Origin of the sequence: Xanthomonas sp. LF02-5 (assembly GCF_034105325.1) — a bacterium.
In the GTDB taxonomy this organism is placed as follows: Bacteria; Pseudomonadota; Gammaproteobacteria; order Xanthomonadales; family Xanthomonadaceae; genus Xanthomonas_A; species Xanthomonas_A sontii.
Genome location: NZ_JAXGGF010000001.1, coordinates 744,606 through 771,279, shown reverse-complemented (window position 1 = coordinate 771,279; position 26,674 = coordinate 744,606). Strand labels below are relative to the sequence as shown.

Sequence of the window (26,674 nt, the reverse complement as noted above, 5' to 3'; positions counted from 1 at the left end):
ACACGAACATGCGTCAGATCTTCAGCAGCCAACGTGTGGAAACCGCCGAAGGCGTCGCCGCCCTGCTGCGCGATGCCGGCATCGACGTGCGCCTGAGCAACGGCCGCTCCTACCGGACCCGGCGCAGCGGCCAGTTCAGCTATCTCGACCCGGTCGCGGCGCAGGCCCAGCCCACGGTGTGGGTGGTGCACGCCGACGACCAGCCGCGCGCACGCGAACTGCTGCGCGACGCCGGCCTGCTCGACAGCACCCGCCGCGATCCGGAACAGGGCCGTGCGCCCTACTTGAACGAGTTCCGCTCGCAGGTGGAAGCGGACGGCGGCAAGCGCTGGGCCTGGCGCATCCGCATCGCCCTGCTGCTGGCGATCGGTGCGGTGGCGCTGATCACCGTGCTGCGCCATCGCGACAACCGCGCGCCGACCACCGCACCAGCACAGGCACCCGCGACGCAACCGGCCACGCCCCCGGCGCAGGACACCGGCAGCGACGAAGTGCGCGTGCGCGTGCAGCCGGCACCCCGCGGTAACTGAGCCGCGCCGAACGCACGTCCACGCATGCGGTGGATGTCGCCTCTGGCGATGACGCCCTGCCGATGGCCGTCCTTGCGCGACGGCGGAGGCGCCAACGCTGCGACGGCAATCCGATCGGCACGGCGATCGCATCCTGCGCGCGGTGTCCGCCGTAGCGGAGACCGCCACCGCAACCGGCCGCGACGCTGTCGACGCGCCCCGCGCGACCAGGCGCGTCCCGCTGCACCTGCGCCGCACTGCACGCGACGGCAGGTTTCGGCAGATGGAAAAACAAGAACGCCCCTGCGCGCGGGGCGCAGGGGCGCTGTCGATCGGCGCCTTGGTGCAGTGACGCCGCGGCCACCGCCGCGGCGGATGGCTCAGTTGCTGTCCGGCGCCGGCATCGGTGCTGGCGCATCGCTGCCGCGTTGCCCGCCCGGGCGATGCGCCCAGCGCTTGGCCTGCGCCGCATCGAACTCGGCGCGGCTGAGCATGCCGTCCTTGTTGGTGTCGGCCGCGGTGAACCAGGCATCGCGATGCTGCTTGGCGCGCAGTTCGAAGTCGGCACGGTCGATGTAGCCGTCCTTGTTCACGTCCATCTTGTCGAAGCGCGCGGCGAGCTTGGGATCGGCCTGCGCTTCGGCGCGGCTGATGCGGCCGTCCTTGTTGGTGTCCAGCTTGGCCATCATCGCGCCGGGCACGCCGTGGTCGCCCGGGCCGCCGTGACGGCCGTGGCGCGGCCACTCGTCGCGGCTGAGCTTGCCGTCGTGGTTCTTGTCCATGGCGTCGAAATGCTGGGCCAGGCGCGGATCGGCGGCGGCCTCGCTGCGGTCGATGACACCGTCGCCGTTCTTGTCGAGCGCGGCGATGCCGCCGGCATCGGCGGGCGCGGCGGGATCGGCCGGCGGCGGGGGAACGGCGTAGGCGGTACCGGACAGCACGGCCAGCACGGCCAGGGCGAGCAGCGGGTTGCGAGACTTCATGGGTCACTCCCTGAGGATGATGGGAACCTGCCAGGACGGCAGGCGTCCGGCGCCGTGGCGCCTTCCCTGCAGACAACGTCCCGTCGCCGCCACGGTTGACCGGCTGCCGGGCGTATTCATGGTGCGGACAGTCGCGGCCCCTGCGATGGCGAAGCGCTATGCTCGACGCATGGCCATCCATTCCGACGCCAGCGACGACCTGCGGCTGTTCCAGACCGGCCAGCACGCGTGTGGCTACTGGCCCGAGCGGCAGGCCCGCGACCTGGTGCTGGACCCGCACGATCCACGCCTGGGCGCGCTATATCCGCTGGCGCTGAGCTGGGGCTTCCGCCGCTCCGGCGATCTGGTCTATCGCCCGCACTGCGACCATTGCCGCGCCTGCGTTGCGGTGCGCATCCCGATCGATGCGTTCGTGCCCGATCGCAGCCAGCGCCGCTGCCTGGCGCGCAATGCCGATATCGAGGTCCGCATCGTCGCCGCCGAGCGCAGCGAGGAACAGCTGGCGCTGTACCAGCGCTACCTGCGCCACCGCCATCCCGGCGGCGGCATGGACGATCACGGCGCGCACGAGTTCGACCAGTTCCTGATCGGCCGCTGGTCGCATGGGCGCTTCCTGGAGCTGCGGCAACGCATGCCGGACGGACGGCGTGGGCCGCTGCTGGCGGTAGCGGTCACCGATATCGCCGCGCAGGCGCTGTCGGCGGTCTACACCTTCTACGACCCGGACGCCGGCGCGCGCGGCCTGGGCACCCTGGCGATCCTGCAGCAGATCGCCTGGGCGCGACGCGAGGGCCTGCGCCACCTGTATCTGGGCTACTGGATCCGCGGCCACCAGAAGATGGACTACAAGCGCCGCTTCCGGCCGCTGCAGGCCTACGACGGCCGCCACTGGCGCGACTTCGACGACTATCTGCGCCAGCTCGGCGGCTAGCCGACGGCAACCGCTACCGGGCTGCCCAGCCGATGCCGCCGCACGTCGCGGCGCCATCGTGCCGACATGCCGCGCATGCGAAAATCGGCGCATGACATCACGCCTCCTCCTGCTCGCCCTGACCCTGCTGTGCGGCGCCTGCGCGCACACCGCTCCCACGTCCTCCCCGATGACCGACGCCGCCGCGCCCGCCGCCAGGACGCTGCGCCTGGCCACCTACAACACCTCGCTCAATGCCGACGAACCCGGCGCACTGATCGCCGCCCTGCAGGGCGACAGCGCGCAGGCACGCAAGATCGCCGCGGTGCTGCAGCAGGTGCGCCCGGACATCGTGCTGCTCAACGAGTTCGACTACGACGAGGCGCACCGCGCCGCCGACCTGTTCGAGCAGCGCTACCTCGCGGTGCCGCAACCGCACGGCGGCGCTGCGCTGCGCTATCCCTACCGCTACCTGGCCCCGGTCAACACGGGCGTGCCCAGCGGCCTGGACCTGGACAACGACGGCCATGTCGGCGGAGAAGGCCGCGCGCGCGGCAACGACGCCTGGGGCTACGGCCTGCATCCCGGCCAATACGGCATGCTGCTGCTGTCGAAGTACCCGATCGACGCCGCGGCGGTGCGCAGCTTCCGCCTGCTGAAATGGAGCGCGATGCCCGACGCGCTGCGCCCGGTCGATCCGGCCACCGGCCGCTTCTTCCACAGCGACGCGGTGTGGGCGCAGCTGCGGCTGTCGTCCAAGTCGCACTGGGACGTGCCGGTGCGCACCCCGCTGGGCGTGCTGCATGCGCTGGTGGCGCACCCGACCCCGCCGGTGTTCGACGGCGCGGAGAAGCGCAACGCCGCACGCAACCACGACGAACTGCGGCTGTGGCGCGAGTACCTGGACGATGCCGGCAGCGGCAAGGCGCACTGGCTGTGCGACGACGCCGGCCGCTGCGGCGGGCTGGCCGCCGATGCGCAGTTCGTGATGCTCGGCGACCTCAACAACGACGTGATCGACGGCGACGGCCGCCACGACGCGATCCGCGCGCTGGTGACGCATCCGCGCGTCCTGCAATACCCCACCCCGCACAGCGCTGGCGGCGAGGAGACCACGCGCGCCTACGCGGCCACCGGCATCGACCATCGCGGCCCACCGCAGCAGGTCACCGGCGATTTCGGCCCCAAGGCCGGCACCATGCGCCTGGACTACGTGTTGCCGTCGCGCAACTTCCGCTACCTGGACAGCGGCGTGTTCTGGCCGACCTCCAATGACGCCTCCGCCGCCATCGCCGACGGCAGCGACCACCACCTGGTCTGGGTCGACGTCGCCGCGGGGCCGTAAGCGCAGGAGGACCGGGGCGGCGCGCAGCATGGCGCCGCCTAGCAACACCCCACAGGCGGCCTGGCGGCCGCCTTTTGCTTGCCTGGCCGGCGCGCCAGACGCCTGGCGAGCGGCCTGCACCCGCGCGGCCGCGTTGACCGCCGGCCGCGAGGCGGCGCCGGTGTGAGCAGGGCCTGCCCCCTTCGCGGCAGCGGTGCCGCCCATCGGATCGCCCCTCCTGCGCAGCGCCTGCGCCGGGCACCGCCATCGGCCTTGATCCAGATCAAGGGCAAACCCGCGCCGACGCGGTCCAATGCCTCCCGCACCCGGTCGGGATGCGCAAGCGGATGGCGAGCATGCGAACGCAACAGTTGCAACAGGCGCTGGAAGGCCTCAATGGCGCCACTGCCGATATCGAGGCCTCGGCGCTGATCTCCCTGGACGGGCTGATGATCGCCTCGGCGATGCCGCAGGGCATGGACGAGGACCGCGTCGGCGCGATGTCCGCGGCGCTGCTCGCGCTGGGCGAGCGCAGCGCGCGCGAACTGGCGCGCGGCGCGCTGGAGCGGGTGCTGATCCAGGGCGAACTCGGCTACGTGATCATGAGTGCGGCCGGCCGCGAGGCAGTGCTCACCGTGCTGGCCAAACCCAGCGCCAAGCTCGGCCTGGTGTTCCTGGACATCAAGCGCGCCGCGCAGGCGCTGCAACAGATCCTGTAGGGGCGCCGCCATGCCGCTGCCGCCGATGCAAGCGCCGCACGAGCCGCACCGCAGCGCCGAGCTGCGCTATCACGACGGCAGCCGCCGCACGGTGTACTGGAGCGAACGCGAGGTGGCCTATCCGGACGGGCGCCTGATCGTCTCGCGCACCGACCTGGACGGCGTCATCACCCACGCCAACGACGCCTTCGTCGAACTCAGCGGCTGGCCGCGCGAACTGCTGATCGGCGCGCCGCACTGCATCCTGCGCCACCCGGAGATGCCGCGGCGCGCATTCCGCGAACTCTGGGACACCGTGCTGGCCGGCGAGAAGTGGCACGGCTACGTCAAGAACCTGCGCCGCGACGGCGCCTGCTACTGGGTCTACGCCACCGCGTTGCCGAACGTCCGCGACGGCCGCGTGGTCGGCTTCACCTCGGTGCGGCGCAAGCCGTCGCGGCGGCGCATCGACGCGCTGCAGCCGCTGTACGCGCAATGGCTGCAGGACGAACGCGCGGAGCCGCTGGCATGAGCTGCACGTTCCTGGTCGCGCCGGACTTCGCGCCCGAGTACTTCGGCGGCTGGTACCTGCTCAGCACGGTGCTGCAGCGCCGCGCCGGCCTCGGCCTGCGCCTGCTGATGCCGGCCGATGCCGCCGAACAGCGGCAATTGCTGGACGACAGCGTCGTCGACCTGGTGTACGCCAGCCCGTTCGACGCCAGCGCGTTGATCCGCGACCGCGGCTACCTGCCGCTGGTCAGGCCGCGCGGGCACGCCGACGAGGTGGTGATCGCGACCGCGGCCGAGGCGCCGGCGCGCTGCGTGGAAGACTTGCCCTACGGCTGCCGCATCGCCCTGACCGCCAACCACGACGTACGCCTGATCGGCCTGCGCCTGCTGGAACCGGCCGACCTGGAGCCGGAACGCATCGCCTGGCGCCCGGCCAGCAGCTACGCCGCGGTAGCGCGGCTGCTGCTGGAAGGCGAAGCCGATGCCGGCCTGTTCCTGGCCACCGCCTACCACGGCCTGTCGCGCCTGACCCGCGCGCGATTGCGTCCGCTGGTGGAAAGCGCGCTGTGCGACATCGGCCACGTGCTGCTGGCGCATCCGCGCCTGGGCCCGCAACTGCCTGCGCTGCGCGACGCCCTGCTGGCGCTGGGCGATGCCGCGCATCGCGACGACCAGGCGGTGCTCGACGCGCTGGGCCTGGAACGCGGCTTCGAGGCGATGGCCACGGAGGACGCCGAATTCATGATCGACCTGATCGACACCTTGCTGGACTGAGGCGCCCATGCCCACGCTTCCCGCTCGCGATCCCGCACGCCTGGTGATGCGCACCCATGCCCGCGCACTGCTGCGCGACCCGCGCGATGCCGCCGCGCACCTGGCGCGGCTGCACGCCGCACTGCAGTTGCACGACAACGAACCGACCCAGGGCGTGCTGGCCGACCTGTTCGTGGCCTTGCCGCGGCACGACGTCGCCTTGCGCCAGCTGGCGCTGCAGATGGCCGCGGCGCATCTGGCGCCGCACGTGGCCGAGACCTTCCAGCGCCACAGCCAGGGCCACGCGCTGCTGCCGATCAACGCCCTGGCCACGCGCTGGAGCGTGCTGGCGCGGCCGTCCGCCGACGTGCCGGCGCGGGTGCGCCGGGCCAGCCCGGACCATTCGCGGCGGATGGTGCGCGAGGTGGTGGACGCGCTGTGCGACGGCGCACCGATCGCCGCGGCGCGCTGCGAGCGCGAGTTCCTGGACTACTGCATCAGTTGCCAGGACAAGCTCGCCTTCATGCTCGCCACCCGCGAACTGCGCCGCCATGCGCTGGCCCTGGGCGACCGCTGGGACAGCACCGCGCGCTGGCTGCAGCAGCGCGAGCCGCTGGGTGGCCGCAACGTCGACGCCCTGTCCTTTTCCAGCGCGAGTGCGCCGCGATGACCGCCCCCGACCCGACCGGCTCCGAACCGACCTGGCTGATGCCGACCCCGCACGGCGTGCTGCACGGCTTCGCCAGCGCCACGCCCGACCGCCTGCAGCGCGCGCTGCAACTGCTGCTCGGCGCGCACGGCGCGCTGTCGCTGCAGGAGTGGCGCCAGCGCGTGGGCGGCGACGCACAGCGGCTGCTGCAGGAGGCGCGCGAACAGCAATGGGTGCAGTTGCTGCGGCGCGCAGTGCCGGGCCCGGAAATCCGCCTGGACGATTTCGCCCAGCATGTGATCGCCCCGCTGTCGGCCGAACGCCGCGCGGTGCTGGCCTCCGACAGCGGCTTCTGCCTGGGCCATGCCGGCCTGGACCAGGAACAGGCCGACACGCTGAGCGTGGCCGCGGCCGACTTCTCCGGCTTCGCTCAGCGTCAGAGCGCGCGCGGCTGGCACGGCGCGCACCGCTACGTGGCGTTCTACAGCGAGCCGCAACTGCTGCTGCCGGACTGGTCGTTCGTGCCGTTCTGGGTCGACGGCGCCGGCTACTGGCTGGTGCTGGGCGGCGAGGCGCTGCTCAACAACCTGGCGATGGTCGAACTGGTGTGGAGCATCCGCCTGGCGGCGGCACGGTTCGCGCCGCCGGCTTGAGGGCCGGGAATGGGGAATCGGGAGTGGGGAATGGGAAAGCGGGTCCCCTTTGGCCCCGCTTTCGAGCGCTCGCCGTTTTATGCGTCCAGGTCGATGGTGAGGGCGGCGGCGGCGGCGCGGGCGATCTGGCGTGCCTGCTCGATGTCGGCGCCGCGGGCCAGGGTCACGCCGACGCGGCGGTGGCCGTGCACGCTGGGCTTGCCGAACAGACGCAGGGCAGTGTCAGGGGCCTGCAGGGCGGCATCGACGTTGCCGAAGCGCGGCACGCCTTCGCCGTGGGCCAGCAGCGCGCACGAGGCCGACGGGCCGTTCTGGCGGATCGCCGGAATCGGCAGGCCGAGGATCGCACGCGCATGCAGGGCGAACTCGCTCAGTTCCTGCGACACCAGGGTGACCAGGCCGGTGTCGTGCGGCCGCGGCGACACTTCGCTGAACCAGACTTCGTCGCCCTTGACGAACAGCTCCACGCCGAACAGGCCCCAGCCACCGAGATCGTCGGTGACCGCACGGGCGATGTCCTGAGCGCGCTGCAGGGCCAGCGCCGACATCGACTGCGGCTGCCAGCTCTCACGGTAGTCGCCGTCCTTCTGCCAGTGCCCGATCGGATCGCAGAACGCGGTGCCGCCGGCGTGGCGCACGGTCAGCAGGGTGATCTCGTACTCGAAGTCGATGAAACCCTCGACGATGCAGCGGCCGGCGCCGGCGCGGCCGCCGGTCTGCGCGTACTCCCACGCCGCGTCGATATCGGCGGCGCTGCGCAGCGTGCTCTGGCCCTTGCCGGAGGACGACATCACCGGCTTGACCACGCACGGCAGGCCGACCGCGGCGATCGCCTCGCGGTACTGCTCGGGCGTGTCCACGAAGCGGTAAGGCGAGGTCGGCAGGCCCAGGGTCTCGGCGGCCAGGCGGCGGATGCCTTCGCGATCCATGGTCAGCCGCGCCGCACGCGCCGTCGGGATCACCCGCTGGCCGAGGTCGCGCTCCAGCGCCACCAGGGTCTCGGTGTGGATCGCCTCGATCTCCGGCACGATCAGGTGCGGCTGCTCGCGCGCGATCAGTTCGCGCAGCGCCATCGCATCGAGCATGTCGACCACGTGGCTGCGATGCGCGACCTGCATCGCCGGGGCGTCGGCATAGCGGTCCACCGCGATCACCTCCACGCCGAAGCGCTGCAGTTCGATCGCCACTTCCTTGCCCAGTTCGCCGGAGCCGAGCAGCAGCACGCGGGTGGCGGAAGCGGACAGCGGGGTTCCCAGAGTGACCATGACGGCGGCGCCTGCGCGAAGAGGGGAGCCGTATTCTACCGGGCCGGCGCCCCACGCCGGCACAGGATCGGCCACGCCATCGTCGGCGCGCAGCGAGGTGCTATCTTCCGCAACGTCACTGGGGATGTCGCCATGCACGCACACAGCGCCGAACACCGCCACGGCACGCCCTGCCGCACCGCCGAGGCGCGCCCATGCACTCGCTGATGCCGGCCGAGGCCTACATCGACGAGGCCTGGTTTGCGCGCGAGCGCGAGCTCCTGATGATGCCGCTGTGGCAGTTCGTGGCGCCGCGCATGCTGCTGGACAAGCCCAACGCCTTCGTGCGCCGCTCGATCTGCGGGGTGGACGTGGTGGTGCAGCACATCGACGGCGAACTGCGCGCCTTCGACAACCTGTGCCTGCACCGGCAGAACCCGCTGCAACAGCAACCGCAGGGCGTGCGCCCGCTGGTCTGCAGCTACCACGGCTGGCGCTACGGCGCCGACGGCGGCGTGGACAACATCCCGTTCCAGGACGATGCCTACCGCCTCGCTCCAGAGGCGCGCGCCTGCCTGCGGCTGCGCCGCTTCGCGGTGGCCTGCATCGGCAAGCTGGTGTTCGTGAACCTGTCGCCCGCGCCGATGCCGCTGGAGGCGCAGTTCTCGCTGGAGGCGCTGGAGATGCTGCGCGCCGCTTCCGAACAGTTCGACGACGAAGTGCTGGTGGCGACCTTCGAGGCCGACTTCAACTGGAAGCTGGCCTACGAGAACCTGCGCGACGCGCTGCACCCGCGCTTCGTGCATGCGCGCACGCTGGCGCAGCAGGTGAAGTTCCAGGTGCAGATGGACGATGCCGGCGTCGCCGAGGCGCGCCGCTACCATGCCGAGGGCAGCGCCTCGCGCGAGGCGCATCTGGCGCGCCTGCGCGATTTCAGCAGCGGCGGGCTCAACGAGCCGTTGGTGGCGATGGCGCACTATCCCTGGCACGCGCACGTCGAACGCTTCGGCAACGACGACTGGTATCTGAACTGGCTGCTGTACCCGAACCTGCACATCGCCTCGGGCTCGGGTGGCTATTCCTTCATCATCGAGCACCACCAGCCGGTATCGGCGCAGCGCACCGACCTGCTGGTCTACTACGTCACCGCGCGCAAGAAGCATCGCTATCCGGGTTCCGACGCAGTGTTGCTGGGGCACCTGCACGGCGCCGAGAAGGTGCTGCGCGAGGACATCGAGATCATGGAACAGGTGCAGTCGGGACTGCGCGCCGGCGCCCCGCGCGCGGTGCTGGGCGACTACGAGCACGCCAACATGCAGATCGAACGCTGGTACATGGATGTCATGGAGGGCCGCCATGTCCTCTGACAAGTACGTGGTCGGCAGCGGTGCGCTGCTGCGCTGGGCGCTGGCGGCCTGGGCCGAGGCGGCGCCGGACTGCGTGCTGCACCCGGTGGACGTGGCCCAGGGCAAGGACTACCGCTTCGACCTGGATGCCCTGCACGCGCTGGCCGATACCGGTGCCACCGCCTTCGTCGCCTGGGGCGCGCAGTTCCTCAACTTCCGCCGCCAGGAGCTGATGGGGGAATTGAAGGCGCGCGGTTTCAGGATGCCGCCGTTGATCTGCCGCGGCGCGCAGGTGGCGGCCAGCGCACGCGTCGGCGAGAACTGCGCGATCGGCGCCGGCGCCATCGTCGATACGCACTGCGACATCGGCTTCAACGCCTGGATCGGCGCGGCGGCGGTGCTGGAATCGGCGGTCAAGGTCGGCGCCTCGGCATGGATCGAGGCCGGCGTGACGCTCGCTGCCGAAGCGCAGATCGGCGCCCAGGCCACGCTCGGCCGACAGGTCGACATCGGCCCCGGCGTGCGCATCGGCAAACGCTGCCAGATCGAGATTCCCGGCCGCTACCGCAGCGACATCGCCACCGGCACCCACCACCTCAGCGGCTTTCGCAGCCCGGTGCTGATTCTCGGCGGGTGAGTGGCCGCCTCGGCGGCCGGGAATCGGGATTGGGGAATCGTAAAAGCGCTGGGTCTGCTGCCCTCGGCGTGACGGCACGCAGCCGATGGATGCACACCGCCGACGCCCGCCAAGTCGACACCCGGGCTGCCCGCCTCTGCATACCGGCGACTTCAGCACCTTCCCGGTCCTCAAAAGCGGATGCCGCACGCAGGTGGGTAGCCGGCTCCCCTAGACCCGCCCGCCCCCATGAACCCGCTCCCACGATTCCCCATTCCCGATTCCCCACTCCCCGTCTCTTGCAACCTGATATCAATTTGATATCTTTTCGTCCAACCACCCAAGGACGTCCACCATGAAAGAGCAGCCCCGTTCCTCCCTGCCCGGCATCCCGATGATCGCGGGCCTGGTCCTGGTGTTCGTGGCCGGCGCCGGCGCGATCATCGCCACCGGCGTGCTGCAGCCGTCGGCGATGCCGTGGACCCTGCTGGTCGCGATCCCGGTGCTGACCGTCGCGCTGTTCCTGGTGGTCGGCCTGTATGCGCTGGAACCGAACCAGGCCGCGGTGCTGAGCCTGTTCGGCCGCTACGTGGGCACGGTCAAGGACCCGGGCCTGCGCTGGAACAACCCCTTCTTCAGCAAGCGCAAGGTCAGCCAGCGCGTGCGCAACTTCGAGAGCGGGCGGCTCAAGGTCAACGAGCTGGACGGCAGCCCGATCGAGATCGCCGCGGTGATCGTGTGGCAGGTGATGGACGCGTCCGAGGCGGTCTACAACGTCGACGACTACGAGAGCTTCGTGCACATCCAGTCCGAGGCGGCACTGCGCGCGATGGCCACCAGCTATCCCTACGACCAGCACGAGGACGGGCAGATCTCGCTGCGCAGCCATCCCAACGAGATCAGCGAACAGCTCAAGCGCCACCTCGACGAACGCCTGACCCAGGCCGGCGTGGACGTGATCGAGGCGCGCATCAGCCACCTCGCCTACGCCCCGGAAATCGCCCAGGCGATGCTGCAGCGGCAGCAGGCCAACGCGGTGATCGCCGCGCGCACGCGCATCGTCGCTGGCGCGGTGGGCATGGTCGAGATGGCCCTGGCCGAACTGCAGAAGAACGGCGTGGTCGAACTGGACGAGGAGCGCAAGGCGCACATGGTCAGCAACCTGCTGACCGTGCTGTGCTCGGACCGCGGCACCCAGCCGATCGTCAACGCCGGCTCGCTGTACTGAGGTGCCGATGTCCATGCACGCCGCCATCGCGCCGCTGGCGCTCGCCCTCTCCGGCCTGCCGGCCCTGGTCATCGCCGCCTGGGTCGGCGGCAAGGGCGACGACCGCGCGCGCGGGCTGGGCCTGCGCTGGGCGCTGATCGGCCTGGCGATCCTGCTCGGCGCCGCGGCGCTGTACTGGAGCGGCGGCCAGCGCGCCGGCGTCTATGCGGTGGCGATCGCACTGCTGCTGGTGGTGAACGCGCTGATCGTGTCGATGCTGCTGCACCTGCGGCGCAGCGACGCCGCGCGGCAGGAGCGGTCATGAGCGAGAAGAAGGCCTATCCGCTGCGCATTAACGCCGACGTGCTGGCGGCGGCGCAGCGCTGGGCCGACGACGAACTGCGCAGCCTCAACGCGCAGATCGAATACGTGTTGCGCGACGCGCTGCGCAAGGCAGGGCGGCTACCCAAGCCGCGTGACGACAAGGAGCCGGAAGCATGAGCAAGCGCTGGGAATACCTCACCGTCGAGGCCAAGACCAATCTGATGCTGGGACTGAAACTGGACGAACTGCAGGCCGACCTGAACAAGCACGGCAAGCTCGGCTGGGAACTGGTCAATGTCGTCGCACTACCGGGCACCAAGCCGCTGCTGCTGTTCAAGCGGGAGCTCTGACATGCGCCCGCATCGGGTTCTTGCGCTTGCACTGACGGCGCTGCTCGCTCCGCTCACGGTGCTGGCGGCGACGCCGCAACAGACTGCCAGCGCGCTGCTGGATCGCCTGAAGGCCGGCGACCTGGCCGCGGTCGAGGCCGAGTTCACCCCGGCGATGGCCAAGGCGGTGCCACCCGACAAGCTGGCCGAGGCCTGGCGTACGCTGTCCACGCAACTGGGCGCGCTGCAGCAGCGCGGCCCGGCCAGCGAACGCGAGCAGCACGGGCTGCGCGTGATCGAACAGCGCCTGCAGTTCGAGCGCGGCGCACTGCTGGCGCATGTGTCGATCGACGCGGACGGCAAGATCGCCGGCCTGCTGTTCACTCCCGCACCACCGCCGGCGCCGGCGCCGCCCGCCGCCGACGCCGGCTTCAGCGAACAGGCGTTTGCGGTCGGTCCGCTGCCGGGCACGCTGGCCCTGCCGGCAGGCAAGGGTCCGTTCCCGGCGGTGGTCCTGGTGCACGGCTCGGGCCCACAGGACCGCGACGAGACCATCGGCCCGAACCGTCCGTTCCTCGACGTCGCCCGCGGGCTTGCCGCGCAGGGCATCGCGGTGCTGCGCTACGACAAGCGCACCTTCGCCTTGCCGGAGAGCTTTGCCGGGCGCATCAACCAGGGGTTCACCATGGACGACGAGACCACAGACGACGCCGTCGCCGCGGTGGCGGCGCTGGCGCGCACGCCCGGCATCGACCCTGCGCGCATCGTGGTCATGGGCCACAGCCAGGGCGGCATGCTCGCCGCCCGCATCGCGCACCGCTCCGGCAAGACCGCCGGCATCGTGCTGTGGGCGGCGCCGGCGCGACCGCTGCTGGACCTGTTGATCGAGCAGAACCGCTACCTGCTGAGCCAGGAACATCCACCGTCGCCGCAGCGGCAGGCGGCGCTGGCCGAGCTCGAGCGCCGCGTGGCCAAGGTCCGCGGCAGTGGCGAGGTCGCGCGCAGCGATTCGCCATTGGACGTACCTGCCACCTATTGGCGCGCGATCGAACAGGTCGATCCGGTCGCCGACGTCCGCGCGCTCGGGCCGATGCCGGTGCTGTGGCTGCAGGGCGAGCGCGATTTCCAGGTCACCGCGCCGGACTGGCAGCGGTGGCAACAGGCGCTGGCCGACGATCCGCATGCCACCCTGCACCGCTACGCCGCGCTGAACCACCTGGGCATCGCCGGCAGCGGCGCCCCCGGACCGGCCGAGTACGCCACGCCCGGCCACGTCGACCCGGCCCTGATCGCCGATGTCGCGACCTGGGTGCGCGCCCTGCCCGCCAGCCATGGCGCCGCACCATGAGCCGGCTGCGCTCCACGTCGCCCTCCCCGGCACGGCGGTATCCGGTGGCGCCGGCGCATCGGCTGGGCCTGGCCTTGTGGCTGTGGCTGCCACTGCTGCTTGTCGCCGCCGTGATCGGTGGCTTCGCGTTGCACGCCGCACGGCCTGGCGCGCTCTGGTGGCATTTCGGGCTGCTGGCGCTGATCGGCGTGGCCGGCACCGCCACCTTCGCGCGGCAGCGCGTACTGATGCACGAGGGCCTGGTGGACGTGCGTGCGACGTTCCTGACCAAGCGCGTACCGCTGGCCGCGCTGCGCCTGGGGGACGCGCGCGTGATCGCGCTGTCCGAGCACACCGGCTTCAAGCCGGCCTTGAAGCTGCTCGGCTTCGGCTACCCGGGCTTTCATGCGGGCCACTACCGGACCCGCGACGGGCACAAGGCGTTCTGTCTGATCACCAGCGATCGCGTCCTGGCCGTTCCGCTGCACGCCGGCGGCTGGCTGCTGCTCAGCGTCGAACACCCCAGGCAGGTGCTGCAGGAATGGCAGACACTCGCGGCGCAAGCACACTGCGGCGAAGACACGCGCGGCACGGCGCGCCGCATGGCCTGAGTCCGGCGGGCCTCGCCGCGTCGGTCGCTGCTGCGACCGGCCGCGCAGGGCACGACATGCTGCGCGGTGCGGCAAGGTCTCGCCGCGCGACGCGCCCGATCCGTGGAGCACACCGCGTCGAGCGTTCTGGCGTACGCGAAGCGATATATGCTGGAACACCAGCCACGCGCGTCTTCGTCGCCAGCGGCGCGTGTCGCCACGACGGCGACGCCGCCGCCGCCGCCACATGACGCCTCGAGGATCGGCCCGATGGACCACACCGCGCCCCGCGAGACTCCCGCCACCGCACCGGCGCTGCCGCCGACGCTGTCGGCGCGGCTGCACGGCCTGCACTGGCACCGCAATCTGGTCGGCGAAGCAGGCGCCATGGTCTATCGGCTCGGCGGCACCGGCACGCCGGACCTGTACCTCAAGCGCGGCACCGGCGCCTCGCACGACGACGTGGTAGACGAGTTCGCGCGGCTGCACTGGCTGCGCGGAACGGGCTGCGTGCCGCGCGTGCTGCATTTCGAGGCCGACGCCGCCGGCGCCTGGCTGCTGAGCGAAGCGCTGCCGGGCAGGACCGCCTACCAATGGCTGCAGGACGCGCCCGCGCAGGCGCAACGCATCGCGCAGGCGCTGGCCGAGTTCCTGCGCCGCTTCCACGCCACGCCGATCGATACCTGTCCGTTCGACGCCACTCACCCGCTGCGCCTGGCCGCTGCGCAACGCCGGCTGCAGGCGGGCCTGGTCGACACCGAGGACTTCAACGAGGCGCGTGCCGGCTGGTCGGCGGAGGCGGTGTGGCAGGCGATGACCGCGCTGCTGCCGCTGGCCAGCGAGCGCGTGCTGTGCCACGGCGACTACTCGCTGGACAACATCCTGCTCGATGCGCCAGACCACGTGGTCGGCGTGATCGACCTCGGCCGCGCCGGCGTCGCCGACCCGTACCAGGACCTGGCGATCCTGGCCAGTTGCCTGGACGAATTCGACCCGGCGCTCGCCGATCGCTTCTTCGCCGCGTACGGCATCGCCACGCCGGACCTCACGCGGCTGCAGTTCCACCAGTTGCTCGACGAGTTCTTCTGAGCCGCGTCTGCCGCGTCGTGTGCAACGCGGCAGGATCGCCCCACGACTGGCCGCCCGCGCTGCTTGGCCCTACCCTGTGCCGATGCGCACCGTCCCCAGCCTGCTGCTCAACACCGAGACCATCGAACTGCTACCGGCCGCGCGACTGCGCGCGCGCAGCAACGCCGACGCGCGCCAGCTCACGCAGGCGACCTGGCTGCTGCGGCGCAAGCACGACGGGCGCTACCTGGCGACCGCGAACGCACACGGACTGCACGCGCTGGTGCCGCGACTGATGCACGAACCCGGCATCGACGCGGCCCTGGATCGGCTCGACGCGCTGCCCGCACGCGGCACGATGGCGGCTGATGAGACCTGGTTGCCGCTGCACGCGCTGCAGGAGCAACTGGACCAGTTGGGCCTGGCCGCCGACGCCTACGCGCAACGCACCGGCCTGCCGCTGCAGCCGGAACCGGCCACCCTGCACGCGGCCGGCGACGACCGCTACCGACGCCCGCTGTGGCTGAGCGCCGGCGCCGCACGCGCCTGGCACGCACTGCGCCATGCCGCCGCGCGCGATGGCGTGGTGCTGGAGGCGATCTCCGGCTATCGCAGCCACGCGTATCAACTGGGCATCTTCGCGCGCAAGTTCGCCCGCAGGCAGACCCTGGAGCAGATCCTCGCGGTCAATGCCGCGCCGGGCTTCAGCGAGCACCACAGCGGGCACGCCCTGGACATCGGCACACCCGGCGAGCCGCCGGCCGAGGAAAGTTTCGAGCGCACGCCGGCCTTCGCCTGGCTGCGCGACCACGCCGGCGCCTTCGGCTACCGCATGAGCTATCCGCGCGACAACCCGCATGGCATCGTCTACGAACCCTGGCACTGGTGCTGGCAGGAGGCCGCTTGCGCATGACCCGTTCCGATACCCGCCGGCCGCGCGCCGGCACCACCGCCTGGCGGGCCTTGACCCTGCTGGCCCTGGCCCTGCCCACCTGCGCCGCCGCGCAATGGCACGACCGGCAGGGCCAGGCGCTGCCGGACAGCGCCGAGCGCGGCCACGACAAGGCCTTCGCCGCCGCACTGCAGATCGCCGACGACGCCGACTTCAGCGCGTTCGCGCAGGAGTGGGGGCAGACCGAGGCCGCGCATGCGCCGAACCTGCGCACGATCGCGCGCGTGCAGCGCGGCCAGTTGCTGCGCGTGGCGCTGCTGTACGCCGGCTGCGCGCCCAGCCCCAACAACGGCGGCGCCTGCGATGCGCAGATGAGCCTGCGCGTGCTCGGCCCCGACGGCAGCACCACGCTGCAGGACCCGATGCGGCCCCTGGGCATGGGCGGCCCACCGGCCGCCGCCGGCCTGCTGGAACTGGCGCCGCTGTCGGTGCAACTGCGTTTCGAGGACAGCGACCCGCTCGGCACCTACACCGTGCAGGTCACGGTCAACGATCCCAGCCAGGACGCGTGGGTGCGGTTGAAGGCGCAGGTGGAACTGGTCGGCGACCAGTAATAGCCGCGGCGTAGGAGCACTGCGGCCGACTCAGCCCTATCGAGATGCGCCGGCACGCTTTGCAACAATGAAGTTTTTTGCGGCGCTGGCCGATAACGATGTCTCGCCCAACGCAAGGATGTCGCCTCGTGCCGGAAAACCCCTATGCCACGCCGCAAGCGCAGAGCGCACAAAGCGCACCACCTCTGGCGAAAGCACCCGATACCATCACACGCAAGATCGCGGTCGGTTGTATCGTTGCCTGGCTGAGCGCTGCGATCAGCCTCATCTTCGCGATCATGCAATTCGCGAATGGCAGCGTTGGCGGCGGCATCCTCTTCAGCGTCGACGTCGTGCTGATCGGGGTGTGCGCCTACGGCCTGCATCGCCATAGTAGGATCGCCGCGCTTCTGCTGGTGGGGTACTGCATTCTGGCGCGACTGATCTTGCTGGCGTCCGGCAATCTCAATGGGATGGTGCTGGGCGTGATCATCCTGCTGGTCTACTTAAGTGCCGCGCGAGGCACCTTCCAGTACCACCGTTGGCTGCAGCAGGAGCGACGCTTCCCGTCGCCGCAACGGCCAAGGGTCAGTGACGACCCGTTGTTCCGCACACGTCCACCTGAGTCCACGACCGCTGAAGCAGCCATCACGGACGTACCCGTGCCGCCAGCACACTGAAGCGACACATAGCGCCGCCGCCAGACCCACGGGCGGCAGCGCAACGCCAGGATGCGTGCTGGCGCACACCCGACCGCCGCCATCAGCTGCCTGATCCGGACTGCGAGTTTAAGCACGCCCTGAGTTCAGCGCCGCAACGCGTCCACCGCCCACAGCAGCCAGCCCAGCATCAGCGTGGTGCCGCCGATCGGCGCCAGCCGGGTCGGCCACTGCGCCAGCGCGTTGCCGGCCAGGCTGCCGGAGAACAGCACGGTGCCGAGCAGCAACAGACACAGCGCCAAGCGCCCGAGCAAGCGCTCGCTGCGGCGTCCCAGCGCCGCCAGCGCCACGCCGTGGCCGAAGGCGTACAGCGCCGCGGTCTGCAGGTGCGATTGCGCCAGGGGCTCGGCCACGCCGTGCGAAGCATAGGCGGACAGGCCGATGGACACGGCCGCCAGCAGCGCGCCGGCACTGCACAGCCAGAACGGCCCGCGCGTACGGCGATCGAACGTCAGCATGAGGGTTTCCTCCGGGAGCGCGGGCAGCGTTTGCCGGCCCCATAAACAGAACGCGCCGCAAGATGCGGCGCGTTCCGGTTCACTCATCCACCAGGGCGGGACTTACTTGATCGCCCAGTAGATGTCGTAGGTGCCTTCCGGCGTGAACGCCTTGTCCACGCCGCCCTTCCAGGCTTCGTACGGACGGTCGGTCACGTCGTAGCCGCTGGTCGCGGCCCAGGCGCGCAGCGCATTGCGCGCCGCATCCAGACCCGCCATGTGGCCGGTGTAGCTGGCGAAGGCGGAGCGGTGTGCTTCGGTACGCAGGTAGGTGACCGGGGCGCCCTGCGGGATGGTCACCTTCAGCGGCTCGCCGGAGGCGGCAACCGGGGTGGCATCGACCGGCGCGGCGGCCACGTCGTCCTTCTTGTCGTCCTTCTTCTCATCCTTCTTGGCGTCGTCCTTCGGCGCGCCACCGGCACGCTTGCGGACCGGCTGGGCGACGTCGAACGCGTACTTGTCCGAGCCGAAGTCGGTGGTGACGATGCGCACCGGACCGGCCGCTTCCAGGCCGTTTGCGTCCATCACCCGCTTGATCCACTCCTGGTTGTCCTTGATGGACTTCTTGATGGAGTCGTTGTCGCGGTCGATGTTGCCGGCGTTGACCACCAGCAGGTCCTCGGCCGGGACGTCGACGACCTTCAGATCCTTCAGCGGGGTGTCGTCGGAGCGGTAGTCCACGTTCGGCACGGTGGCCAACACGTTGCTCAGGCGCGACAGACCCAGCTTGATGTCGTCGCCGACATGGCGGCTGACGTACAGGCCGGCGTAACGACCCAGCAGGTCCCAACCGTACTTGACGGTGTAGTCCTGGGTGATCTTCACGTTGCGGCCGTTCTTGCCGGTCGACTCGAGCTTGAAGGTGGTGGTCTTGTCCTTGCCCTTGGTCTCGTCCTCGATGGCGATGACCACGTCCTTGTTCTTCTCGGTCGAGGTGATGGTCCAGCTACCCTTGCCGATGTAGCCCTCCTTGGAGCTGTAGTCCAGGCGCGCGCCGACACCGGATTCCGGGCCGGAGAGCTTCAGCTCGATGCGCGGGTCGCGCAGCACCAGGGGGTTCCAGTCCTTGAACCGACGCAGGCTGTTGACCGTGTCATAGACGATGGTCATGCGCCGATTGGTCTCGACGCTTTCGGACATGTGACGCTCCGAGGGCAGCACCACGCCGACAATGACGAACAGGCCAGCCACGATCCCCAGGGCGATCAGGAACTCGATAATACGGGTCATTCAGGAGGTCTCCGGGGCCGATCCCACGGCCGGGTTGATGAAGCGAAGCGCCCATCCTAGCAGGCTTCGCTGTCCGTGGTCAGCACATCACGGAATGCCGCTTCGCCCCGCGCCGCAACGGCCTTGCGCGGTGCCGGCAGCGCCGGTGCGCGCGGCGCCAGGGACGACCAGACCATTGTCCCGGCGACGGCGGCGGACAGGCCGACGCACTCAGGACCTGCCCGCATCGAATCGAGCAACGGCGGCACTCTCGGACAGCCGGAGGTGTCCGGGCCACGCCAAGCCGAGGCCAGACCACTTGCCTGCGCGCGACAGGCGCGACAACGCCATGCCGGCACGGTTTGCATGGCCTCCGGTGACACGGGACCCGGCCGGCGCGCGCGCGACCCGCCTCCGCCGGCCGTCATCCTGTCTCGTTCAGACCACCTGCGGCGCCGGGCGGGGGCATCCTGCTCGGTCAGACCAGCTGCAGCTCGAACGCCTTCAGCACCGCACGGGTGCGGTCGCGCACGCCGAGCTTGGAGAGAATATTGGAGACGTGGTTCTTGATCGTGCCCTCGGCCACGCCCAGCGAGTTGGCGATCTCCTTGTTGGAGAAGCCGCTGGCCATCAGCCGCAGGATCTCGGTCTCGCGGTCGGTCAGCGGGTCGGGCCGGTCCAGGCTGACGAAGTCGTTGCGCATGTGCTCCAGACCGGACAGCAGGCGCTGGGTCACCGCCGGCTGCACCAGCGAGCCGCCGGCGGCCACGGTGCGGATCGCGCCGACCAGTTGCTCCAGCGACACGTCCTTGAGCAGATAGCCCTTGGCCCCGGCCTTGAGCCCGGCCAGCACCAACTGGTCGTCGTCGAAGGTGGTCAGGATGATGGTCGGCGGCAGCGCGGCGGCGCGCGACAGCGTCTGCAGCGCCTCCAGCCCGGACATCGACGGCATGCGCATGTCCATCAGCACCACGTCGGGCAGCACCTGCGGGATCAGCTCCACCGCCTGGCGGCCATCGCTGGCCTCGGCCACCACCTCGATGCCGCCGTCCAGCGCCAGCAGCGAGCGGATGCCCTGCCGCACCAGGGTTTGATCGTCGACCAGACACACACGGATCATCACAACACTCCTTGGGGAACGGCGGGCGGCAGCAGGGTGGCGGCGCCGGGGACCGCGGCGCGCAGGCGGAAGCCGGCGCCCGGCGCGGCCGCCACGTCCAGGCTGCCGCCGTACTGGCTCAGGCGCTCGCGCATGCCACGCAGGCCGTTGCCGGGGGCCAGGGTCTCGCAACCGCGGCCGTCGTCGCGCGCCTGGATCACCACCTGCGGGCCGTCGCGGCGCACCTCGATCCACAGATTGTCGGCCTGGGCGTGGCGCACCGCGTTGGTGATGATCTCCTGGGTGCAGCGCAGCAACACGTGCGCGCGCTCGGGATCCTCCACGGTCAGCGGCTCCTCCACCTGCAGATGGATCTGCAGCGACGGCACCCGCTCGGCCAGCGGCCGCAGCGCCGCCGCCAGGTCGATCGCGCCGCTGTCGCGCAACTGGCTGACCGCCTCGCGCACGTCGGTCAGCAGCAGCTTGGCCAGGGTATGCGCCTGCTGCACGTGCTCCTGCGCGCGGCCCTCGGTGATGTGGCCGGCCACTTCCAGGTTCAGGCTCAGCGCGGTCAGGTGGTGGCCGAGCAGGTCGTGCAGTTCGCGCGAGATGCGGGTGCGCTCGTTGACCCGGGCGCTCTCGGCCAACAGCGCGCGGGTGGCGCGCAGCTCGGCGTTGAGCTGGCGCTGCTCCTCCCGCGCCTGGGTCTGCTGGCGCGCGACCAGGCTGGTGACGAAGATGAACATGGAGAAGCCGCCGTACAGCAGCGACTGCATCAGCGCCTCGAACGGCGGGAAGCCGATGGTCAGGTACACCGGCAGCACTGCCAGCTGGCTCAGCAGCAGCCAGGCCACGCCGGCGCGCACCGGCAGCAGCCAGGGGATCACCCCGGCCGCGACCATCATCAGGATGCTGCCCAGCCCCGAGCGGTGCAGGTAGCCGACCGCCAGGGCGCAGATGGTCAGCAGCACCAGCATGCCGCGGTCGTACCAACGCACGCCGTCGCCGCTGTGCAGGCGCCGGGTCAGCAGGAAATAGACCACGCCGAAGCCCAGGTAGCTGGTCAGCAGCAGCCACACCTCGCCGCTGGGCATCCGTCCCGATTCCTCGACCGGCTCCCAGTACAGGTACAGCAACGGCATGCAGATGACGGCCCAGGTGAACAGGCCGGCATAGCGCAGGACGCGGGTATGGCTGAGATATCCCAACATGCAGCCATCTTAGGATGAACGGCGCGCATTGCACTCCCACGGAAGTCATGCCGGCGCGGCTCGCCGCCCCGGGTCGCGCGTGCGATAATCCGCCCCTGCGGTCCGCACGGGGCCGCGCGCGCATCAGCAATGGAGTCTCAATGTCGATCGTCATCCGCGACGTGCGCGAGCACGAGCTCGATTCGGTCCTGGCCCTGAACAACAACGCCGGACTGGCGATCCTGCCGCTGGATTCGGCCAAGCTGCACCGCTTCTACGAAACCGCAGAGTACTTCCGCGTCGCCGAGCGCGACGGCAACCTGGCCGGCTTCCTGGTCGGCTTCGGCAGCGACAGCGACCACGACAGCAGCAACTTCGCCTGGTTCCGCGAGCGCTATCCGCAGTTTTTCTATATCGACCGCATCGTGGTGGCCAGCCGCCGCCGCGGCGGCGGCGTCGGCCGGGCGTTCTACGCCGACGTGCAGAGCTACGCCGAGTTGCGCTACCCGCAACTGGCGTGCGAGGTTTTCCTGGATCACGGCGCCGATGCGGCGCTGCTGTTCCATGGCAGCTTCGGTTTCCGCGAAGTGGGCCAGAACACGATGAACGAAGTGGAGGTGCGTGCGAGCATGCTGTTGAAGGATCTGTGCAGTTACGCCTGGGTGCGCGAAACCTATGGCGACACCCTGCCCGACCTGCCCTGGGCCGGCCACGCCCATCGTCTGCAGCGGGCGCAGCGCCCGACCGGGACCTGAGCGTGTCGTCGGTGAATCTGGACTTCGAGCAGGCCGGCGAACTGAAGATCGGCCAGGTCGGCATCGCCAACCTGCGCGTGCGCACGCTGGACGTGGCGCGGCTGAGCCAGGAGATGCGCGAGCGCGTGCAGCGCGCGCCCAAGCTGTTCGGCCGTGCCGCGGTGATCATCGATTTCGGCGGGCTGGCGCAGACCCCGGACGTGGCCACCGCGCAGGCGCTGCTGGACGGGCTGCGCGACGCCGGCGTGCTGCCGGTGGCGCTGGCCTACGGTACCCGCGAGATCGAGGAACTGTCGGTGGCGCTGGGGCTGCCGCTGCTGGCCAAGTTCCGCGCGCAGTACGAGCGCTTCGATGGCGGCGCGCCCGCCGCCGCAGCGGCACCGGTCTCGCCGCCGCCCCCGCCTCCGCCGCCGCCCGCTCCGGCGGCGCGGCCGCAACCCGGGCGCATGCAGAAGAACGCGGTGCGCTCCGGGCAGCAGCTGTACGCGGAGAACTGCGACCTGACCGTGATGGCCACCGTCGGCGCCGGCGCCGAGGTGATCTCCGACGGCAGCATCCACATCTACGGCACGCTGCGCGGCCGCGCGCTGGCCGGCGCCCAGGGCAACACCGAGGCGCGGATCTTCTGCCGCGACTTCCATGCCGAACTGGTCGCCATTGCCGGCCACTACAAGGTGCTGGACGATATTCCCAAGGAACTGCGTGGCAAGGCCGTCCAGGTCTGGCTGGAGCAGGACCAGATCATGATCGCCGCGCAAGACTGACGCGGCCCAACCTCGAACGTATCAGGAGATAGTCCTTTGGCTGAAATTATCGTTGTCACCTCCGGCAAGGGCGGCGTCGGCAAGACCACCACCAGCGCGAGCCTGGCCTGCGGGCTGGCGCGACGCGGCAAGAAGGTCGCCGTGATCGACTTCGACGTGGGCCTGCGCAACCTCGACCTGATCATGGGCTGCGAGCGCCGCGTGGTGTACGACTTCGTCAACGTGGTGCACAACGAAGCCACGCTGAAGCAGGCGCTGATCAAGGACAAGCGCTTCGACAACCTGTTCGTGCTGGCCGCCTCGCAGACCCGCGACAAGGACGCGCTGACCCAGGAAGGCGTGGAGAAGGTGCTCAAGGACCTGGCCGCCGACGGCTTCGACTACATCGTCTGCGATTCGCCGGCCGGCATCGAGAAGGGCGCGTTCCTGGCGATGTACTTCGCCGACCGCGCGGTGGTGGTGGTCAACCCGGAAGTGTCCTCGGTGCGCGACTCCGACCGCATCCTCGGCCTGCTCGACTCCAAGACCCACAAGGCCGAGAGCGGCAAGAGCCTGCCCGCGTTCCTGCTGCTGACCCGCTACAGCCCGGCGCGCGTGGAAACCGGCGAGATGCTCAGCATCGGCGACGTGGAGGAAGTGCTCGGCCTGAAGGCGATCGGCGTGATTCCCGAATCCGGCGACGTGCTCAACGCCTCCAACAAGGGCGAGCCGGTGATCCTGGACGCCGAATCCCCGGCCGGCCAGGCCTACGAGGACGCCGTGGCGCGCATTCTCGGCGAGGAACGTCCGATGCGTTTCATCTCCGTGGAGAAGAAGGGCTTCTTCACCAAGTTGTTCGGAGGGTGAGCATGGGACTATTCGATTTCCTCAAGACCAAGAAGAACACCGCCGAAACCGCGAAGAACCGCCTGCAGATCATCATCGCGCAGGAACGCAGCCAGCGCGGCGGCCCGGACTACCTGCCGCTGCTGCAGCGCGAGCTGCTGGAAGTGATCAAGAAGTACGTCAACATCGACGCCGACGCGGTCAAGGTGGACTTGGTCAAGGACGGCGAGCACGACGTGCTCGACATCTCCGTCGCCCTGCCGGAAGGGCCGACGCCCTGAGGCCGCGCGTCGGCCGTGGCAGCCGCCGCGGCTGACGCGTCGATCCGGGCCGGCGCCGCGACGCGCTGTGCCTGCCGTGATCGGGCGCGCCCGCCGCGCCTTTTCCATCCCGACCAACTCCACACAATGCAGACCGACGCCGCCCTTCCCGCTGCCGCCGCCCAGGTGCTGACCGTGGGCACGATCGGCCTGGACGCGCCGCGTGCGCTGCTGGCTGGCTATGGGCTGACCCTGCACCGCGTCGCCGACGGCGCCGCCATTCCCGGCAGCTACTGGGGCGAGCCGGAAGCGGGGGTGATCGCCAGCGACGTCTACGTGCGCGACGACACGCCGGTGCATTCGCTGCTGCACGAAGCCTGCCACCTGATCGTGCTGCCGCCGCAGCGGCGGGCGCAGGTGCATACCGACGCTACCGACTCGGTGGAAGAAGAAGACGCCACCTGCTACCTGCAGATCGTGCTGGCCGACGCCCTGCCCGGGGTGGGCCGTGCGCGGCTGATGGCGGACATGGACGCGTGGGGCTACACCTACCGGCTGGGTTCCACCCGCGCCTGGTTCGAGCAGGACGCCGACGACGCGCGCGCCTGGCTGGCGCAACGCGGGCTGCTGCAGGCGCAAGCCTAGCCCGTCGTCCTTACGACGCGGGCGACGGCGGCGACGCGCCGGGGCGCTTCAGCGCGCTGCTCAGGTCCAGCGTCGCGCGGGTGCCGCTGCCGGCCAGCGAATCCAGGTGCAGCGCCCAGCCCAGGTGTTCGCACAGCCGCGCGATCAGGTCCAGGCCGATACCGCTGCCCTCGCGGCTGCCGCCGCCGCGCGCCATGCGCATGTAGATCGCGCTGATCTCTTCCGGGCTCATGCCGTGGCCGGGATCGTCGATGCAGACCACGCCCGGCGCCAACATCGTGATCTGGATCTGCCCCTTGTCGCTGTTCTCGATGGCGTTGCGCAACAGGTTGCCGATGGCCACCTGCAGGATCGCCAGCGGCGTCTCCACCTCGCACGGCGGCATCGGCGCCAGGGCCAGCTCCAGGCGCTTGTCCGCGCACAGGTGGCGGTGGTCCTCGACGATCTCCGGCAACAACTGGTCCAGCCGCACCAGGTCGCTGCCACGCGCCACCCGCGCCGGATCCTTGGCCAGCACCAGCAGCAGCGAGATGAGTTGGCCGACGCCGCTGGCGGTACGGCGGATGCGCAGCAACTGGTTGCGCACGCTGGGCGGTACGTCGTGCTGCTCCAGCGCCAGCTCGGCGGCGCCGCCGATCACCGCCACCGGCGTGCGCAGTTCGTGGCTGGTGCTGTCGATGAAGGCGCGCTCGCGCTCCACGAACAGGTCGTTGCGCGCCAGGTAATCGTTCAGCGCTTCGGCGATCACCACCTGCTCGGCGCTGGCGCGCGGATGCACCTCGATGCGCTGCCCGGGCCGGTCCGGGCGCAGGCTGCCGATGCGCTGGGCCATGTCGATCAGCGGCTGCACCACCCGGCCCATGCCCCAGGCCACCAGCGCGCCGAGCAGCAGCACCGCCACCGCGTTGGACACCAGCATCCACAGCGCCAGGTTGTCCTCGTGGTCGTGCAGTTCGGTGATGTCCAGCGCCAGCGCCAGGCGGCGGCCGCGCACGTCCTGCACCAGCACCACCTTCTCGCTGCCTTCCAGTTGCACTTCGTCGTGCAGGCCCGGACCCAGCGCCGTCACTGCCGGCGGCAGCGGTGCGCCACCCTCGTCGCCGTACAGGCTCACGGTGCGGGTGTCGATCCAGCGATAGTCCGGGTCGGCCGCGCTGCGCGCCAGGAAGTGGTCCAGCTCGGAGGTCAGCAACGAACGCCAGGTGAGCTGCTCGGCCTGGTCGTTGACGATGTAGCCATGCACGAACACCGCCAGCGACAGCAGCGCCGCGTAGCCCACCAGCCACAGGGTCAGCCGCTGCCGCAGCCCGGCCCTAGTCGGCATGCTCGCCCTCGTGGGGGCCGACCACCGCCAGGCGGTAGCCGATGCGCGGCAGGGTGTGGATCAGCTTGGCCGCGAACGGGCCATCGACGCTGCGGCGCAGGTCGTAGATGTGCGAACGCAGCATGTCCCCGTCCGGCGGCTCGTCGCCCCACAGCGCCTGCTCCAGGCGATCGCGGGTGACCGCGGCCGGGCTGGCCTGCATCAGCACCTCCAGCAGCTTGCGGCAGGCCGGGTACAGGTGCAGGGTGCGCCCGCCGCGGGTCACTTCCAGCGTGGACAGGTCCAGTTGCAGGTCGCCCACGCGCAGCAGCTTGCTGCGGCCGCGGCCGCTGGCGCGCACCAGCAGCGCCTCCAGCCGCACTTCCAGTTCCGGCAGCGCGAACGGCTTGGTCAGATAATCGTCGGCGCCGGCGCGGAAGCCGGCGATCTTGTCCGGCAGCTCGTCGCGCGCGGTCAGCATGATCACCGGCACGTCGGCATGGTGCTCCTCGCGCAGCGCACGCAGCACCTGCTGCCCGTCCAGGCGCGGCAGCATCCAGTCCAGGATCAGCGCGTCGTAGCGCTGGGTGGTGGCCAGGTGCAGGCCGGTCACGCCATCGGGCGCCGCGTCCAGGGTGTGGCCGCGCACCTCGAAGTAGTCGAACAGGTTGGCGACCAGGTTCCGGTTGTCTTCTATGACCAGCAGCCGCATGGGCGCGCTCGAATTCGGGGGACGGACCTGCCCATGCTAGCGGAAGCGTGTCGGAACGAAGTCAGAACGGCTGCGCGCCCTTGATCGAATCTCGACAAACCCTGGAAGGAATCCCAACACGACATCCTCAGGCTGGCATTCCTGCCGGTCACGGACTTGTATGGCCCGGCG

The 26,674-nt window shown here is 70.4% G+C and carries 33 protein-coding genes; 25 read left to right on the top strand and 8 right to left on the bottom strand.

The window, feature by feature from the left end; all coding sequences use genetic code 11:
* Positions 1 to 8: 8 nt before the first annotated feature.
* Complete coding sequence (locus SLW52_RS03520) at positions 9 to 530, top strand: DUF2007 domain-containing protein (RefSeq protein ID WP_017912414.1); 522 nt, start codon at positions 9 to 11, stop codon at positions 528 to 530.
* Between the two features lie 359 nt (positions 531 to 889).
* Here the strand turns inward: SLW52_RS03520 and SLW52_RS03515 are convergent, their stop codons facing one another.
* Complete coding sequence (locus SLW52_RS03515) at positions 890 to 1,492, bottom strand: EF-hand domain-containing protein (protein WP_152182090.1); 603 nt, start codon at positions 1,490 to 1,492, stop codon at positions 890 to 892.
* A 16-nt stretch (positions 1,493 to 1,508) separates the two neighbouring features.
* On the opposite strand from SLW52_RS03515, the gene SLW52_RS03510 reads away from it, so the two are divergent.
* From SLW52_RS03510 to SLW52_RS03480, 7 genes are all read left to right on the top strand, one after another.
* A complete protein-coding gene (locus tag SLW52_RS03510; RefSeq protein ID WP_226978502.1) occupies positions 1,509 to 2,423 on the top strand; it encodes an arginyltransferase in 915 nt (304 codons plus the stop codon).
* A 91-nt stretch (positions 2,424 to 2,514) separates the two neighbouring features.
* Positions 2,515 to 3,747, top strand: a complete 1,233-nt coding sequence (locus SLW52_RS03505) for an endonuclease/exonuclease/phosphatase family protein (protein WP_295949662.1) — start codon at positions 2,515 to 2,517, stop codon at positions 3,745 to 3,747.
* Positions 3,748 to 4,061: 314 nt separating this feature from the next.
* Complete coding sequence (locus tag SLW52_RS03500; RefSeq protein WP_017909884.1) at positions 4,062 to 4,445, top strand: roadblock/LC7 domain-containing protein; 384 nt, start codon at positions 4,062 to 4,064, stop codon at positions 4,443 to 4,445.
* 25 nt (positions 4,446 to 4,470) lie between these two features.
* Positions 4,471 to 4,956, top strand: a complete 486-nt coding sequence (locus SLW52_RS03495; protein ID WP_320744232.1) for a PAS domain-containing protein — start codon at positions 4,471 to 4,473, stop codon at positions 4,954 to 4,956.
* Positions 4,953 to 5,708, top strand: a complete 756-nt coding sequence (locus tag SLW52_RS03490; protein ID WP_017912409.1) for a PhnD/SsuA/transferrin family substrate-binding protein — start codon at positions 4,953 to 4,955, stop codon at positions 5,706 to 5,708. Before SLW52_RS03495 ends, SLW52_RS03490 begins: the two co-directional genes overlap by 4 nt.
* Positions 5,709 to 5,715: 7 nt before the next feature.
* Positions 5,716 to 6,357 (top strand): hypothetical protein, encoded by a 642-nt coding sequence (locus tag SLW52_RS03485; protein ID WP_223875685.1) that lies wholly within the window; start codon positions 5,716 to 5,718, stop codon positions 6,355 to 6,357.
* A complete protein-coding gene (locus tag SLW52_RS03480; protein ID WP_043092813.1) occupies positions 6,354 to 6,989 on the top strand; it encodes a hypothetical protein in 636 nt (211 codons plus the stop codon). The genes SLW52_RS03485 and SLW52_RS03480 overlap by 4 nt, the downstream gene beginning before the upstream one ends.
* A gap of 77 nt (positions 6,990 to 7,066) precedes the next feature.
* On the opposite strand, the gene purT is transcribed toward SLW52_RS03480, so the two are convergent.
* Positions 7,067 to 8,254, bottom strand: a complete 1,188-nt coding sequence (purT, locus tag SLW52_RS03475; protein WP_320739411.1) for a formate-dependent phosphoribosylglycinamide formyltransferase — start codon at positions 8,252 to 8,254, stop codon at positions 7,067 to 7,069.
* A 194-nt stretch (positions 8,255 to 8,448) separates the two neighbouring features.
* Here purT and SLW52_RS03470 point away from each other — a divergent pair, with 194 nt between their 5' ends.
* The 12 genes from SLW52_RS03470 (at position 8,449) to SLW52_RS03415 (ending at position 17,205) form a co-directional block, all read left to right on the top strand.
* On the top strand, positions 8,449 to 9,600 hold the full coding sequence (locus SLW52_RS03470; RefSeq protein ID WP_152236211.1) for a Rieske 2Fe-2S domain-containing protein: 1,152 nt from the start codon (positions 8,449 to 8,451) through the stop codon (positions 9,598 to 9,600).
* Positions 9,590 to 10,216, top strand: a complete 627-nt coding sequence (locus SLW52_RS03465) for a DapH/DapD/GlmU-related protein (RefSeq protein WP_267084595.1) — start codon at positions 9,590 to 9,592, stop codon at positions 10,214 to 10,216. The genes SLW52_RS03470 and SLW52_RS03465 overlap by 11 nt, the downstream gene beginning before the upstream one ends.
* Before the next feature lie 334 nt (positions 10,217 to 10,550).
* On the top strand, positions 10,551 to 11,423 hold the full coding sequence (locus SLW52_RS03460) for an SPFH domain-containing protein (RefSeq protein ID WP_267125914.1): 873 nt from the start codon (positions 10,551 to 10,553) through the stop codon (positions 11,421 to 11,423).
* 13 nt (positions 11,424 to 11,436) lie between these two features.
* Complete coding sequence (locus tag SLW52_RS03455) at positions 11,437 to 11,727, top strand: hypothetical protein (protein ID WP_320739726.1); 291 nt, start codon at positions 11,437 to 11,439, stop codon at positions 11,725 to 11,727.
* Positions 11,724 to 11,903, top strand: coding sequence for a hypothetical protein (locus tag SLW52_RS03450; RefSeq protein WP_010341193.1), 180 nt, complete (start codon positions 11,724 to 11,726; stop codon positions 11,901 to 11,903). Before SLW52_RS03455 ends, SLW52_RS03450 begins: the two co-directional genes overlap by 4 nt.
* A complete protein-coding gene (locus tag SLW52_RS03445) occupies positions 11,900 to 12,076 on the top strand; it encodes a DUF4177 domain-containing protein (RefSeq protein WP_017912401.1) in 177 nt (58 codons plus the stop codon). Before SLW52_RS03450 ends, SLW52_RS03445 begins: the two co-directional genes overlap by 4 nt.
* Before the next feature lies 1 nt (position 12,077).
* Positions 12,078 to 13,403, top strand: a complete 1,326-nt coding sequence (locus SLW52_RS03440; RefSeq protein ID WP_320739416.1) for an alpha/beta fold hydrolase — start codon at positions 12,078 to 12,080, stop codon at positions 13,401 to 13,403.
* Positions 13,400 to 13,993, top strand: coding sequence for a hypothetical protein (locus SLW52_RS03435; RefSeq protein WP_320739417.1), 594 nt, complete (start codon positions 13,400 to 13,402; stop codon positions 13,991 to 13,993). The genes SLW52_RS03440 and SLW52_RS03435 overlap by 4 nt, the downstream gene beginning before the upstream one ends.
* Before the next feature lie 249 nt (positions 13,994 to 14,242).
* Positions 14,243 to 15,061, top strand: coding sequence for an APH(3') family aminoglycoside O-phosphotransferase (locus SLW52_RS03430; protein ID WP_152240195.1), 819 nt, complete (start codon positions 14,243 to 14,245; stop codon positions 15,059 to 15,061).
* Positions 15,062 to 15,143: 82 nt separating this feature from the next.
* Positions 15,144 to 15,953 (top strand): D-alanyl-D-alanine carboxypeptidase family protein, encoded by an 810-nt coding sequence (locus SLW52_RS03425; RefSeq protein WP_295949670.1) that lies wholly within the window; start codon positions 15,144 to 15,146, stop codon positions 15,951 to 15,953.
* Entirely contained in the window at positions 15,950 to 16,546 is a 597-nt protein-coding gene (locus tag SLW52_RS03420; protein WP_043092828.1) for a hypothetical protein, read from the top strand. The genes SLW52_RS03425 and SLW52_RS03420 overlap by 4 nt, the downstream gene beginning before the upstream one ends.
* Positions 16,547 to 16,674: 128 nt before the next feature.
* Positions 16,675 to 17,205, top strand: a complete 531-nt coding sequence (locus tag SLW52_RS03415) for a hypothetical protein (RefSeq protein ID WP_156117219.1) — start codon at positions 16,675 to 16,677, stop codon at positions 17,203 to 17,205.
* Between the two features lie 125 nt (positions 17,206 to 17,330).
* Here SLW52_RS03415 and SLW52_RS03410 read toward each other — a convergent pair whose 3' ends face one another.
* From SLW52_RS03410 to SLW52_RS03395, 4 genes are all read right to left on the bottom strand, one after another.
* Positions 17,331 to 17,702, bottom strand: a complete 372-nt coding sequence (locus tag SLW52_RS03410; RefSeq protein WP_017907695.1) for a DUF423 domain-containing protein — start codon at positions 17,700 to 17,702, stop codon at positions 17,331 to 17,333.
* Positions 17,703 to 17,804: 102 nt separating this feature from the next.
* Positions 17,805 to 18,971, bottom strand: coding sequence for a polyketide cyclase (locus tag SLW52_RS03405; protein WP_043092831.1), 1,167 nt, complete (start codon positions 18,969 to 18,971; stop codon positions 17,805 to 17,807).
* Between the two features lie 457 nt (positions 18,972 to 19,428).
* Positions 19,429 to 20,070 (bottom strand): response regulator transcription factor, encoded by a 642-nt coding sequence (locus SLW52_RS03400; RefSeq protein WP_017907693.1) that lies wholly within the window; start codon positions 20,068 to 20,070, stop codon positions 19,429 to 19,431.
* Positions 20,070 to 21,260 carry a sensor histidine kinase gene (locus SLW52_RS03395; protein ID WP_267084601.1) on the bottom strand — a complete coding sequence of 397 codons (1,191 nt, stop codon included), beginning with the start codon at positions 21,258 to 21,260 and terminating at the stop codon, positions 20,070 to 20,072. The genes SLW52_RS03400 and SLW52_RS03395 overlap by 1 nt, the downstream gene beginning before the upstream one ends.
* Positions 21,261 to 21,400: 140 nt before the next feature.
* On the opposite strand from SLW52_RS03395, the gene SLW52_RS03390 reads away from it, so the two are divergent.
* The 5 genes from SLW52_RS03390 (at position 21,401) to SLW52_RS03370 (ending at position 24,488) form a co-directional block, all read left to right on the top strand.
* A complete protein-coding gene (locus SLW52_RS03390) occupies positions 21,401 to 21,994 on the top strand; it encodes a GNAT family N-acetyltransferase (RefSeq protein ID WP_010341204.1) in 594 nt (197 codons plus the stop codon).
* A 2-nt stretch (positions 21,995 to 21,996) separates the two neighbouring features.
* Complete coding sequence (gene minC / locus SLW52_RS03385; RefSeq protein WP_267095937.1) at positions 21,997 to 22,758, top strand: septum site-determining protein MinC; 762 nt, start codon at positions 21,997 to 21,999, stop codon at positions 22,756 to 22,758.
* 36 nt (positions 22,759 to 22,794) lie between these two features.
* A complete protein-coding gene (gene minD, locus SLW52_RS03380) occupies positions 22,795 to 23,604 on the top strand; it encodes a septum site-determining protein MinD (RefSeq protein WP_010340244.1) in 810 nt (269 codons plus the stop codon).
* A 2-nt stretch (positions 23,605 to 23,606) separates the two neighbouring features.
* Complete coding sequence (gene minE, locus SLW52_RS03375) at positions 23,607 to 23,864, top strand: cell division topological specificity factor MinE (protein WP_017910131.1); 258 nt, start codon at positions 23,607 to 23,609, stop codon at positions 23,862 to 23,864.
* Positions 23,865 to 23,990: 126 nt separating this feature from the next.
* Positions 23,991 to 24,488, top strand: a complete 498-nt coding sequence (locus tag SLW52_RS03370) for a hypothetical protein (protein WP_320739418.1) — start codon at positions 23,991 to 23,993, stop codon at positions 24,486 to 24,488.
* A gap of 10 nt (positions 24,489 to 24,498) precedes the next feature.
* Here SLW52_RS03370 and SLW52_RS03365 read toward each other — a convergent pair whose 3' ends face one another.
* Both SLW52_RS03365 and SLW52_RS03360 read right to left on the bottom strand, forming a co-directional pair.
* The gene (locus SLW52_RS03365; protein WP_320739419.1) at positions 24,499 to 25,812 is read right to left on the bottom strand and encodes a HAMP domain-containing sensor histidine kinase; all 1,314 of its coding nucleotides are present in this window, start codon (positions 25,810 to 25,812) and stop codon (positions 24,499 to 24,501) included.
* Positions 25,802 to 26,503 (bottom strand): response regulator transcription factor, encoded by a 702-nt coding sequence (locus tag SLW52_RS03360; protein ID WP_010340248.1) that lies wholly within the window; start codon positions 26,501 to 26,503, stop codon positions 25,802 to 25,804. Before SLW52_RS03360 ends, SLW52_RS03365 begins: the two co-directional genes overlap by 11 nt.
* Positions 26,504 to 26,674: the final 171 nt, after the last annotated feature.